The organism is Streptomyces sp. NPDC005899 (assembly GCF_040629645.1).
In the GTDB taxonomy this organism is placed as follows: Bacteria; Actinomycetota; Actinomycetes; order Streptomycetales; family Streptomycetaceae; genus Streptomyces.
Window position 1 is genome coordinate 13,597 of the sequence record NZ_JBEXWB010000007.1, and the last position, 12,829, is coordinate 26,425.

A 12,829-nucleotide genomic window follows, 5' to 3' on the forward strand; every position below is an offset into this window, starting at 1 on the left:
CGTCACGGCCGCCGGCATGCCGACTGCTCTGTCTCCTCGCCCCTCCCGCCCCACCTGCCTCGGTACACACCACAGCAGGGCCTGTCCGGAACCCACCTGTTTCCGGCCGACGCCTCCACCACCACCGCCGCTCCACGCCCCACGCCCCGCCTCCGGCCGCACCTTGCCCGCTGCCTGGTCCCGGGGCGGTACCGGCCGCCCCGGCTTCCCGGCAGCGCAGGATCCGGGGCCTCAGGCCCCACGTCCGATCAGGCCGTTTCGCCAGACCCAGGCCGCGATCTCCACGCGGTTTCTCGCCCCGAGCTTGGACTGCACATGGGTGAGGTGTGTTTTGACGGTCCCCACGGTGATGGAGAGGGCCGCGGCGATCTCCGCGTTGGTCATGCCTTCGGCCAGCAACACGACCACCTGCTTCTCCCGCGGCGAGAGCTTGGTCGCGGGCTCCGGACCGCGGGGCGCGGTTCGGAGCCGCCTCAGAAGCCGCACGGTGATCGAAGGACTGACCAGCGAGTCACCGGCCGCGGCCGCACGGACCGCCTCGGCCAGCAGGCGCGGACCGGAGTCCTTGAGGATGAATCCGCTGGCCCCCGCTGCCACCGCGCGGGCCAGGTAGTCCTCGTCGTCGAAGGTCGTCACCATCACGACCTGGGGCCGGTGCGCGGCATGGGGGCGGGTGAGGTGGCGCAGGGCGTCCAGGCCGTCCAGGCGAGGCATCCGGATGTCCATCAGGACGACGTCCGGCCGGTGCAGCTCCGCCATCTCCAGGGCTTGGAGGCCGTCGTGAGCCTGGGCGACGACATGGATGCCGTCCTCGGCGGAAAGGATCATGGCCATGCCCGTACGGACGATCTCCTGGTCGTCGGCGAGCAACACCCGGATCACGGGCGGTCCCTCCACGCGCTCTCCAAGGGGATCCGGGCGCACACCCGCCAGTGCCCGCTGCCGTCGGGACCCGCCTGGAAGACGCCGCCTTCGGCGGTGACACGTTCCTCGAGTCCGACGAGACCGTACCCCTCCGCCGTCGGCGCCCCCACCACGGGCAGATCGTTGATGATGTCGACCACCACCGACCCGGGGAGGGCTCGGAGCACCACAGAGACGTGCCGGGAGTCCGGCGCGTGCTTGCGCACGTTCGTCAGGGACTCCATGGTGACCCGGTGCACGGCCGCCATGGGCGCTGTCGGCAGACTGTCGACGGGGCCCTCCTCCTCCAACCGGACGGATCCGGCACCCCGCGACGCGAAGGTCCCGACCAGAGCCCGTAGCTGTTCGGCCTCGCCCGCCGGTGCGCACGTGGCCTCCGTGCGGAGTCCACTCACCATGTGCCGCAGAGCCCGGAGCGCCTCCGAGGCCGCCCCTTCGATCTGTCCCAGCGCCGAGACCGCCATCTGCGGCTCGGCGGCCGCGACCACCCGGGCCCCCTGGGCCTGCACGACGATGCCCGTCACATGATGCGCGACGAAGTCGTGCAGGTCCCGGGCGAAGGTGAGCCGCTGCTCCAGGCGCACCTGCTCGGCGTGACGCCGCCGGTCGACAGCTGCCAGCCGGGCCACGAGTGCCCCGGTCGACCCGGCGCAGACGGCGAACGCACAGAGCAGCGCCAGGACGAGGCCGGCCTCCGTCGTTTCCACTGCCACCGGACGCAGAACCGTGGCCAGGCACAGGAGGAGGGACGCCCCCACGGCAGGCCGGGCGGCGCCGTACCGGACGGTGCGGACCAGCACCACGATGAGCACGGTGATCTCGAACAGCGTGTAGGCGTCGGCGTGCCCCGCCGGCGTCTCCGGCGACCCGGCGGTGACGTGCATCCACGCACTGCACCCGAGGGACACGGCCCCTGCCAGTGCGCCGGCCCCCGCCACGAGCCGTGGTTCCCTCCGCCACCTGCGCACCGCCCCGACGGCGAGCGCGAGCAGGGGCGCGGCTGCCGAGAGGAGTACCTGGGGAGCGAGGACGGAACGGTGGACACCGGTGCGGTAGTCGGCGGCGAGGGCCAGCACCAGGGCCGCCCCGACGAGAACGACGCCGAGGCGGAACAGGACACGACGCGTCCGTGAGGAGCGTCTGCCGAAGTGCGGGGAATCCATACGGGCAGCGTACGTATCCGGGTTCGGGAGTCCCTCTGCCGAAAGTCGTAGTGCGCCGCGGATACTCCGTCCTTCGGCAGATCCGCAGCGACACCTGAGCGGACGACGATCGCCCGAGACGATCGGTACGCAAGTTTCAGGAGCACCCGTGAACTTCCAGATCCACGTTCCCACCGCCGTGATCCTCGGGCCCGCGCTCGCCGTCTTCGCCGTCATGGCCTCGGTGCGCCACCGACGCGGTCTCCCCGGCTGGCGAGGCGGCTCGCTGGTGCTGCGCGTCGTCACCGCGCTCTACGCGGTAGCGGTCGCCTCGCTCACCTTCTTCCCCCTGTGGATCTACGGCGGTGACTACCGGAACCAGGCGGAGTGGATCGGGCAGATCCAGCCGATCCCCTTGGTCACGGCCGATGTCTCCATGACCCCCAACGTGATCATGTTCGTGCCGCTCGGCTTCGTCCTGCCGCTGCTCCTCCCTCGCCTCGGTCGCAGCCGCACCGTCCTGGCCTGCGCGTTCACCAGTCTGAGCATCGAGGTCGTCCAACTGCTCCAGTACATCGTCCTCGCCAACGGTCGCGCCGTCGACGTCAACGACGTGATCGCCAACACCGCCGGCGGTCTCCTCGGTTACGTGGTGCTGCGCGCCGCCCAGCGCGGGACCGCCGCACGCAGTGTGCTGGACAAGGTGGCTCCGTCTCCGTCTCCCTCGTCCGCGGTTGAATGACCGTGGTCGACGACCGGGAAGATCTCCCGGTCCGCGGCGAGGCGGCTCGACCGCCTCTGGCCCGGCGGGGGGCAGGTGGCGCGGTCCTGCCGTGCGGCTGCGGTCAACGCTGTCACGACGGCTGCTCCCGGCGGGCCGTTCCGGCGTCGCGGACCGGCCGTCGTCCAGGGTGGGGAGCCGGACCGAGGTGGCGCCGTACCCCGGCTGCCGCCCGGTACCCGTACGCGTGCGGACGCCGATGCGTGGAAGTCGGGCGGCCTGGCCGGGAACAGTGGGTCCGGCCTGCACGGTTGCACCAGCCGAGGGACCGGCGCCGTACGGCGGGGACTGCGGAGACCACGGGGTCGTCCGCCCCGCCAGGACGGGCCCCGGGGTCGCGGTACGCCCACCGCGCACTCGGACCACGACGTGGTTCCCGTTCTCAGGAGGACCTTTCCATGACCGACCGGCCGCTGACACTCATGGCAGTACACGCCCACCCCGACGACGAGGCCACCGGAACAGGAGGGGTCCTCGCTCGGTACGCGGCGGAAGGAATCCGCACGGTTCTCGTGACGTGTACCGACGGCGGCTGCGGTGACGGACCGGGAGGCGTCAAGCCTGGGGATCCCGGGCACGACCCGGCGGCCGTCGCCTCGATGCGCCGGAAGGAACTCGATGCGAGCTGTGCGGTCCTCGGGATCAGCGATCTGGAGATGCTGGACTATGCCGATTCGGGGATGATCGGCTGGCCGAGCAACGACGCCCCCGGATCGTTCTGGCGGACGCCGGTGGAGGAGGGCGCCGCCCGGCTCGCGGAACTCATGCTCCACTACCGGCCCGACGTGGTCGTCACCTACGACGAGAACGGCTTCTACGGCCACCCCGACCACATCCAGGCGCACCGCATCACGATGGCGGCGCTGGAGAGGACCGGGCTGACACCGAAGGTGTACTGGACGACGATGCCGCGCTCGATGATGCAGCGGTTCGGTGAGACCATGCGCGAGTTCCAGGAGGACATGCCCGAGCCGGATCCCGCCGAGGCCGCCGCGATGGCCGAGATCGGACTGCCCGACGACGAGATCACCACGTGGGTGGACACCGTGGCGTTCAGCGGTCAGAAGTTCGACGCGCTGGCGGCTCACGCCAGTCAGGGCGAGAACATCTTCTTCCTGAAGATGGGCAAGGAGAGGTTCGGGGAACTGATGGGGACGGAGACCTTCGTACGCGTCAAGGACGCCACCGACGCGCCCCTGCCCGAGGACGATCTCTTCGCCGGACTGCGCTGACCGGCCCGCCCAGCCCGGGCGGTCACTTCCGGGCGCCGTTCGCCGCCGGCCAGGTCGCCGCACCTGCCAGGGGCCCGGGTGACCCGCGGCTCAGGGCGCGTCAGCCGTCGTCGCCCGCCTCCCGCGAAGCCGTGGGCGGGCGGGCCGTGAGTTGCCTGGCCCGAGGGCCGGCCCACGCCGCGTACGCCGGACCGCCCCGCCGTATGGGTGGCCGGCCGCTCCGTACTCCTCCGGATCCGCGCCCCAGGAGCCGGGCACGGTCACCGCACGGGGAAGCCGAAGGTGTAGCCCTGCTGCTCCAGCCAGGGCAGGACTTCGCGCAGGGCGGCCACGGTCTGGGAGCGATCCCCTCCCGCGTCGTGGAAGAGGACGGTCGGCCCGTTGGCGATCTCCCTCTTGACGGTGGCGACCATGGCGTCCGCGCCGGGCCGCTCGAAGTCCTTGCTGTCGACGTTCCAGCCGAGCGGCCGCATGCCCCGGGACGCGGCGAGCTGCCGGCTGTACGGGGTGAAGGCACCACCCGGGGCCCGGTAGTACTGCGGCTTGACGCCTCCCGACGCCTTGGTGATCATGCGTTCGGCGTCGAGGATCTGCTGGGACTGATAGGCCTCGGACTGGGCGTCCATGGCGGTGTCGTGGGAAACGGTGTGGTCGCACAGGCGGTGGCCGTCCGCGACGACCGCCTTGACCAGGTCCGGATACGCCTGGGCCTGCGTGCCCACCATGCAGAACGTGGCCTTCACGCCGCTGTCCTTCAGCAGTCGCAGCACCTGCGGCGTCCAGACCGGGTCGGGTCCGTCGTCGATCGTGATGTTGACGCCCCGGGGGCCGTGGTCGGAGGCGTGGGCGATCTCCGCCGCGACCGGCCGGACGGCGGGCGCCGCGACAGGCGCTTGCGGCTGCCGTCCGCCGGTGGTGTCGGCCTGAGCGGTCCACACCGAGGCGGCAGCGGCCACCACGGTCACACCGAGCCCCGCCGCGAGAAGCCGGCCGTGCCATCCCCTCCCCTTGTGCCGTGCCATGTCCGCCCGCCCCTTTGTCGTCTCCGCCGATGCCGTGCACTCATGAAGACATACGAAAGCCCGTGCGGGCTGCCTCTGTTACCGATCGAGGACGAATCCACAGGAGGCCGGCGACAAACGCGGGAGTTCCACGACACACGAAGGACGGAGCGGCCCGGACCGCCTGGGGACCGGGCCGACTGCCGCTCCCGGACGGTGGGTTCGGCCTCCGTCACCCCTCCCGTGCGGGGAGCCGGCCCGCACTCCCGCTCTCGGTGTCCTTCCACGGAGACGGCACGACCCGCCGCCGGGATTCCCCGGTGGCGGGTCATGCGCCCGGTCGCGCATCACGGGCCGGCTCCGTCCGACCGCCGCACACGTGCGGGGCCGCGGTCGGATCCCTTCAGTGCTTCCGCGCCTCCTGCAGGGCGGACCGCAGGGCGAAGAAGGCGGGCTTGCGCACGAACTCCCCGGTCATGACCGTCGCCGAGCCCTCTCCCTCGAAGAAGACCGGGACCCAGGAGTACTTGTCGGTGAAGCCCCAGATCGTGAAGGAGTCGCAGCCGTCGACAGCCAGGCAGGCGGACAGTGCCTGCTGGTAGTAGTCGGCCTGCTGCCGCAGCTGCGCACCGGTGGGCTCCCCGCTCTCGGGCAGGTCCATACGCACGTCCAGCTCGGTGATGGCCGTCTCGAGCCCGAGCTCGTCGAACCGGCGCAGGCTGTCTTCCAGACCGCCCGGGAAGCCGTAACGCGTGCTCAGGTGGGCCTGCGAGGAGAAGCCGTGTACGGGTACACGCTGCTTGCGCAGGCCCTTGATGAGCTCGTAGTAGGCGTCCGTCTTGGCGTTGACGTCCTCGACGCCGTAGTCGTTGAAGAAGAGTTTCGCCTTCGGGTCGGCCTCGTGGGCCCAGCGGAACGCGTCGGCGATGATGCCCGGGCCCAGCTCGCGGATCCAGATGTTCTCCTCGGTACGCAGGTTGCCCGCCTCGTCGAAGATCTCGTTGGCCACGTCCCACTGCTGGATGCGGCCGGCATAGCGGCCGACGACCGTCTTGATGTGCTTGCGCAGGATGGTGCGCAGTTCGGTGTCGGAGAAGTCCCCCTCCTCCAGCCACGTCGGGTTCTGGCTGTGCCACAGGAGCGTGTGCCCGCGCACCACCTGGTGGTGGCGTTCGGCGAAGTCGACGATGTCGTCCGCCATCGCGAAGTTGTAGCGGTTCTGCTCGGGGTGGATGTACTCCCACTTCATCTGGTTCTCGGGGGAGACGGAGCTGAACTGCTGCCCCAGGACCTTCCGGTACTCCTTGTCCGAGGTGAACGGGTCGGGGTAGTCCTGCTCGAGGTGGTGGCCGCCGCCCGCGACCGCGGTGCCTACGACGAATCCGTCGGGAGCGGCCTGGCGCAGCCGGTCGTACCTGGCGTGCGCGTGCGGGGAGGACTGGTGACCGCGCGACGGGTCGGCCGAAGCCGAGGTCGCCACCAGGGGCAGCGTCAGGGCTGCCGCTGTGAACGCGGCGGTGATGAAGCGGAAGTGTCTCATCGGACGACTCTCATCTCGTTCGGCCCTTCGAAAGTTTCGGTAAACTTTCCGAATGCGTGCCCGGACGGTATGAGTTCTGCGGCGAGCACGTCAATACCCGTGCACCGTGTGGATGTCTGCCGCCGCGAAGAGGCTCCTGGACCCGAGGTACGGCGGTGCTGACGGTCGGGGGCGGACACCGGCAGGTGGCATGCCCAGAGGGCTCGCTGACAGCCTCGGGTGCGGGCACGGGTGCGGGTGCGGGCACGGGTGCGGGAACGGGCACGGGTGCGGGTGCGGGAACGGGTGCGGGTGCGGGTGCGGGAACGGGTGCGGGTGCGGGTGCGGGAACGGGTGCGGGTGCGGGTGCGGGAACGGGTGCGGGTGCGGGTGCGGGTGCGGGAACGGGTGCGGGCCTCGCGGGGAGTTCCGCACGGCGTGCGCGCGTCGGCGCCCTTCCCGCCTGGGGCGACAGCGGGCGCACCCCACGCCCGCAGCGGTGGGCGGCCGGCGCCTTGAGGCCGGGGGCTGGATGGTGGCCGCGCACACCAGCCCCCGCAGCAAGGGGTCTTCCCACGATCACCGAGCGTGATTGATTCCCTTGAATCATTCATGCGCACGCCCCTGACCGACGACCGGGGCCTATCTTTGTCGCTCATGGATTTCGGGCCTGCACCCTGCCGCCCCGACTGCGGTGTCCAAATTCCGCTCGATGCAGGCGACCGGAACAGGAGACCACCCATCGGAATACCATCTGAATATCACCGGGACGGAGACAGACGTCGTGCGCCTCTGCGCTGAACCCTGACTGCCGATAGCCGAATAAGAGCAAACGATTCGGTCGGGTCAGGTCGGGTCGGCCTATTCGGCCCCCACCTCGCGCGAAAGCCTCGGACCGATGGTCCGAGGCTTCGTTTCTTTTCACGCTTTCGCCTTGGGAGAGTCCGCCGGAAGCCGGGTGCATCCGAGATGCCCGCCCCGGAACCGCCCCTCTCCACGGCCGTGCCCGTCCGGCCACCGCCGCTCCGGAGCCCGCCCTCCCCTGCCGGTCCGCCCCTAGGCTGCCGTCAGGTCAGATCGTCGGCGTGTCGTCGACGATCTCCTTGTGCGGTTCGAGCACGAACTTCCAGCCCTCGCTGGGCTCCAGGAACCGCACCCGGGTCGGGTAGATGTCCAGGGCGCGGCGGTCGCGGTTCTGGCTCGAGTTCTTCCGGGCCCGGGCAGGCTCCTCGTACAGGTCGACCTTCACGTCCGGCACCGAGACGACCTCCTCGCTCCAGCGCTGGACGACTCCCGCGCCGAAGGCCTCCCGCGCGGCGGAGTAGAGCGAGTCCAGGGACTCCTTGCTCCCGTCCGGCACGAAGAGGGCGAGGTTCAGGAGGACGCCGGCGCTCCGGAGGACCTCGATCTCCTCACCGGCCTTGTCGGCGACCCAGATCCCGCCCTCCTCGGTGTTCCCCGGCAGGACATGGACCTCCTCGCCGAAGACCGTCCTCGCGGTGAAGACTCCCCCCTCGAAATTCACACCCGGCTTCGTGAGGAAAGCCGGGGCGTAGCAGTCGAGAGGAAGGCCATCCATCCCCGCCGAGACGAAGATGCTGTCCTGGAGGCCCAACTCTGAAATGTCCTCGGCCGTAAGACGTCGAGCCGTTACCTTCTCGGTGTTCACGCCATTCCCCTTTTGATCGTGGCGTCCTGTGAATTCATCGAGACTCTATCATGAAAATGATCAGCGACTTGCCCTTTACGCATATCTTCACGCTTACGACATTACGGGCCGATCCTTCGAGTAATCGGCGCGGAAGAACTACGGAAAGCCTTTCCGGAAGCATCGGCGAAAGGCTGCACGTGCGCAGGAGGCCGGCCTGTGTTCGACAGCTGACGGCCCGCCCTCGGTGATCTCCGGACAGCGAGCCACACGGGGGGTCGGGAGACCTTCACCACACCGGTGAAGAGGGGGATGCCGAGGCTCCGCCCCGGTGTTGGCGACGGGTGGACACGCCCGCACCGATGAACAGGACATGAAGTGACAGACGTGACAGACGTGACATCCGGCCGCTCAGCAGACACCCTCTCCCGCCCGTTCACGGTGCGCGGACTGACCTCGCGCAACCGGATCGCCATGGCACCCATGACACGGCAGTTCTCGCCGAACGGTGTCCCGGGCCAGGACGTCGCCGACTACTACGCCCGGCGGGCCGCAGGCGGCGTGGGTCTGATCATCACCGAGGGCACCTACGTCAACCACCCTTCCGCGGGTACGAGCGACCGGGTCCCGCGGTTCCACGGCGAGGACGCGCTCGCGGGCTGGGCGGGTGTGGCGGACTCCGTGCACAGGGCGGGGGGCGCGATCGTTCCTCAGCTCTGGCACGTGGGTGTCACCCGCGCGGAGGGCGCCCCGCCGGTGGTGGACGCCGAGCCGGTCGGGCCTTCGGGCATCTCGCTGAAGGGCGAACCCAAGGGGCGCGCCATGACGCAGAAGGACCTGGACGACGTCATCGCCGCGTTCGCCGACGCGGCGGCCACCGCCGAGCGCCTCGGCTTCGACGGTGCCGAACTGCACGGGGCCCACGGTTACCTGATCGACCAGTTCCTCTGGTCCGGCAGCAATCACCGTACCGACGCCTACGGCGGGAGCCTCGTCTCCCGTACCCGTTTCGCGGCCGAGATCGTGGCGGCCTGCCGCGCGGCCGTGTCCGACTCCTTCCCCCTCTTCTTCCGCCTGTCCCAGTGGAAGATGGACTCCTACGACGCGAAGCTGGCGCGGACGCCCGAGGAGCTGGACGCGCTCCTGACCCCGCTGGCCGAGGCCGGGGTCGACGTGTTCCACGCCTCCACCCGCCGTTACTGGCTGCCGGAGTTCGACGGTTCCGACCTGAACCTCGCCGGCTGGATGAAGAAGATCAGCGGCAGGCCCACGGTCACGGTCGGTTCCGTCGGGCTGGACGGGGACTTCTTCGGCGCCTTCCGGGGCAACGGCTCCGCCGTCACCGGTGTCGAGCAGTTGCTGAGCCGCCTGGAGCGGGACGAGTTCGACATGGTCGCCGTCGGGCGTGCGCTGATCGCCGACCCGGAGTGGGCGGAGAAGACCCTGGGTGGGCGCACCGGGGACATCACGCCGTTCGCCGCCGAGATGCTGAGCGTCCTGCGCTGAGCAGGTCGTGCCCGCACACCCTCCGCGTCAACGGGCGTGCGGGCGCTCCGGGGACAGCCACCCCGTCCGGCGGCCGTCCCCGGAGCCGCCCGGCGTGGCGCACGCGCGGAGCGTGGCGGCACGGGGACCGGCCGCGCGCTGCCCGGCTTCGGGACGCCGCCGGGCAGCGCGGAAATCCGGACGCGCGGACCGGCACCCGGTGTACAGTTTTCGAGTCCTGTCGTCTCCGATAGAGGTGGACGTTGCGCATCTGAGGTCCGCGATCATCGCGCGGTACGGCCCCCGCCGTAGCCCGTCACGCTGCCGTCGGCTTTCCTGCCGCCCCGTGACTCCCGCGTGGATGCGACCTCGGTGCATGAGCCGTCCCCCGCCCTCCGGAGGACCGCACCTTCCCCCCGTTTCTCCCGGCCCGGGTCGCCGCGTGGTGCTCGCATACGAAGCCCCTGCCCCACACGCTTGCGACTGCGAGGACCACCATGCCCCAGCCCCCGACACCCACCACGGCTTCGCTGACCTGCTCCTCCCTCTCCTTCCGGTGGCCGGACGGCACGGAAGTGTTCGACGGGCTCTCGCTCGGCATCGGCCGCGGGCGCACCGGCCTCGTCGGCGCCAACGGCTCGGGCAAGTCGACTCTGCTGCGCCTGCTCGCCGGACGGCTCCGGCCCTCCCAGGGCTCGGTCACGGTAGGCGGCACCCTCGCCTACCTGCCCCAGAACCTCACCCTGGACACGGCCATGAGCGTCGAGGCGGCCCTCGGCATCGGCGAGCGGAGAGCGGCGCTGCGCGCCATCGAGTCGGGGGACGTCTCCGAGAGGCACTTCGAGACCGTCGGCGACGACTGGGACGTCGAGGAGCGGGCCCTGGCGACACTCGGCTCCCTCGGGCTCGGCTCCGTCGGACTGGACCGTACCGTCGGGCAACTGTCCGGCGGCGAGACCGTCCTGCTGCGCCTGGCGGCCCTGCTCCTGGAACGCCCCGACGTGCTCCTGCTCGACGAGCCGACCAACAACCTCGACGTGTTCGCGCGCCGCCGCCTCTACGAGGCCGTCGAAAGCTGGCGCTCCGGCGTACTCGTCGTGGTCAGCCACGACCGCGACCTGCTGGAGCGGGTCGACCGGATCGCCGAACTGCGCACCGGGTCGGTGAGCTGGTACGGCGGTGGCTGGTCCGCGTACCAGGAGGCGCTGGCCACCCAGCAGGAGGCCGCCGGACGCATGCTGCGGGCCGCCGAGTCGGACGTCCGCAGGCAGAAGCGCGAGCTGGAGGAGTCCCTGACCAAGGTGGCACGCCGCCAACGGCACAACAGGAAGATGGACGCCCAGCGGCGCGCCCCGCGGATCGTCGCGGGCGAACACAAGAGGTCGTCGCAGGAGTCGGCGGGCAAGCTGCGCGGCCTGCACGAGGACCGGCTCCAGGAGGCCCGCGAGCGCCTCGACGACGCGGCCGAGGCGATCCGTGACGACGCGGAGATCCGGGTCGAACTCCCCGCCACCGCGGTACCCGCCGGGCGCACCGTGCTGAGGGTGCGGGGGCTGCGACCGCGGTTCGGTCTGCTGCGGGACGGGGAGTTCGACGTGCGCGGGCCGGAACGCATCGCGCTGATCGGGCGCAACGGCGCCGGCAAGACGACGCTGCTGCGCACGCTGACGGGCGAGCTCGCGCCGCTCGCCGGGGAGGCGGAGACCTTCGTGCCGCTGCGCTTCCTTCCACAGCGCCTGGACGTGCTGGACGAGGAGCTGAGCGTGGCGGCGAACGTGGCCCGCATCGCGCCCGGGGTCACCGACAACCACATCCGCTCCCAGCTCGCCCGCTTCCTGTTCAAGGGGGCTCGCGCCGAGCAGCCGGCCGGCACCCTGTCGGGCGGGGAGCGCTTCCGTGCCGCTCTCGCGGCGACGATGCTCGCCGCGCCCGCCCCGCAGCTGCTGATCCTGGACGAGCCGACCAACAACCTGGACATGGCGAGCGTGCGGCAGCTGACGAGCGCGCTCGACGCCTACGAGGGTGCGCTCCTGATCGCCGGGCACGACCTGGCCTTCCTGGAATCGGTCGGCATCACCCGCTGGCTCCTCGTCGGCGACGGTCTCACCGAGACGAGCGCCGAGGAGGTGCGGGACATGCTCGGGGCGAGCGGGTGAGGGGAGGCCGGTGGTGTACTGGAAGAGCGGGCCGCACGGCCCGCGCGACCGCCCGACAAGGGTGCGCAGGCCCGCACCGGGACCCGACTACTGATCCGGAAGCTGCCATGCGGCGTCGACACGGAAGCAGGAACGCGGTCCGCGTACTCGCGGGCGGAGCCGCCGTCATCGCCTTCGGAGCAGGTTGCTCGACGGCGTCGGCGGCAGCCCCGGACGTGCTGCCCGCCGCCGGCGTCAGTGCCCCGGCGGGGCCCCCTGCCGGGACGCTGAGCGCTCCGGCCCCGTCCGACAGGACCGACCCGCGCACCGCGACCGCCTCGCTCGCCGTCCCGGCCATCGGCCTGTCCGGCCTGCGGGTCGTCCCCTACGAGGGCACCACCGACGACGGGCCGGGGACGCGCCTCCAGGACCGGGGGCTGGCCGCGAGCCCGTACGGGGAACACGGCGGTGTGGGGCCCGGTGAGGTCGGCAACCACCTCGTGACCGCTCACCGGCTCTCCGCAGGCGGCCCCTTCCGTGACCTGCCGTCGCTGAAGGAGGGGGACCCGGTCCTCGTCACGTCGCAGGGCACGGTGTACGAGTACCGGATCACCGGGACCCGGGAGACTTCCTTCCGGTCGGCGCGCTCCCTCGCCGAGCAGCGCGCGGAGGTTCCGGGTGCGCCGGGCGGGAAGCCGGTCCGGGCGATGATCACCTTGTCCACCTGCGCGACCCCGGAGGACGACGCGGCCGGCAACACCTGGCGCGACGCGCACCACAACCCGGAGCACCGCATCGACAAGATCGGCGTCCTGGTCGCGACACGGCCGGCCTGACCCGGGGCCGACCGGCCTGACCCGGAGGCCGGGGCACGGTGAGCCCACGCGGCCGTCCGTGGTGAGCCCACGTGGCCGTCCGTCTGCGAGGCGTCCGTCACCGAGGCCGTGCGGGGCGGGGCGGCG

The 12,829-nt window shown here is 71.2% G+C and carries 10 protein-coding genes; 5 read left to right on the plus strand and 5 right to left on the minus strand.

Going from position 1 to position 12,829, the window contains the following annotated elements; translation table 11 throughout:
• Positions 1–231: 231 nt before the first annotated feature.
• Both ABZ371_RS01910 and ABZ371_RS01915 read right to left on the minus strand, forming a co-directional pair.
• A complete protein-coding gene (locus ABZ371_RS01910) occupies positions 232–897 on the minus strand; it encodes a response regulator transcription factor (protein WP_358672623.1) in 666 nt (221 codons plus the stop codon).
• Positions 879–2,087: a histidine kinase gene (locus ABZ371_RS01915; RefSeq protein ID WP_358672624.1), complete on the minus strand. Its 1,209-nt coding sequence runs from the start codon at positions 2,085–2,087 to the stop codon at positions 879–881. Before ABZ371_RS01915 ends, ABZ371_RS01910 begins: the two co-directional genes overlap by 19 nt.
• Positions 2,088–2,235: 148 nt before the next feature.
• On the opposite strand from ABZ371_RS01915, the gene ABZ371_RS01920 reads away from it, so the two are divergent.
• The gene (locus tag ABZ371_RS01920) at positions 2,236–2,808 is read left to right on the plus strand and encodes a VanZ family protein (RefSeq protein WP_358672625.1); all 573 of its coding nucleotides are present in this window, start codon (positions 2,236–2,238) and stop codon (positions 2,806–2,808) included.
• A gap of 437 nt (positions 2,809–3,245) precedes the next feature.
• The gene (locus ABZ371_RS01925; protein ID WP_358672626.1) at positions 3,246–4,079 is read left to right on the plus strand and encodes a PIG-L family deacetylase; all 834 of its coding nucleotides are present in this window, start codon (positions 3,246–3,248) and stop codon (positions 4,077–4,079) included.
• 260 nt (positions 4,080–4,339) lie between these two features.
• Here ABZ371_RS01925 and ABZ371_RS01930 read toward each other — a convergent pair whose 3' ends face one another.
• From ABZ371_RS01930 to ABZ371_RS01940, 3 genes are all read right to left on the minus strand, one after another.
• Positions 4,340–5,101 carry a polysaccharide deacetylase family protein gene (locus ABZ371_RS01930; RefSeq protein ID WP_358672627.1) on the minus strand — a complete coding sequence of 254 codons (762 nt, stop codon included), beginning with the start codon at positions 5,099–5,101 and terminating at the stop codon, positions 4,340–4,342.
• Between the two features lie 382 nt (positions 5,102–5,483).
• Positions 5,484–6,620 (minus strand): endo-1,4-beta-xylanase, encoded by a 1,137-nt coding sequence (locus ABZ371_RS01935; protein WP_358672628.1) that lies wholly within the window; start codon positions 6,618–6,620, stop codon positions 5,484–5,486.
• A 1,051-nt stretch (positions 6,621–7,671) separates the two neighbouring features.
• A complete protein-coding gene (locus ABZ371_RS01940; RefSeq protein WP_358672629.1) occupies positions 7,672–8,268 on the minus strand; it encodes a hypothetical protein in 597 nt (198 codons plus the stop codon).
• 366 nt (positions 8,269–8,634) lie between these two features.
• On the opposite strand from ABZ371_RS01940, the gene ABZ371_RS01945 reads away from it, so the two are divergent.
• From ABZ371_RS01945 to ABZ371_RS01955, 3 genes are all read left to right on the plus strand, one after another.
• A complete protein-coding gene (locus tag ABZ371_RS01945) occupies positions 8,635–9,753 on the plus strand; it encodes an NADH:flavin oxidoreductase (protein WP_358672630.1) in 1,119 nt (372 codons plus the stop codon).
• A 476-nt stretch (positions 9,754–10,229) separates the two neighbouring features.
• On the plus strand, positions 10,230–11,888 hold the full coding sequence (locus ABZ371_RS01950) for an ATP-binding cassette domain-containing protein (protein WP_358672631.1): 1,659 nt from the start codon (positions 10,230–10,232) through the stop codon (positions 11,886–11,888).
• 107 nt (positions 11,889–11,995) lie between these two features.
• Entirely contained in the window at positions 11,996–12,703 is a 708-nt protein-coding gene (locus tag ABZ371_RS01955) for a class E sortase (RefSeq protein ID WP_358672632.1), read from the plus strand.
• Positions 12,704–12,829: the final 126 nt, after the last annotated feature.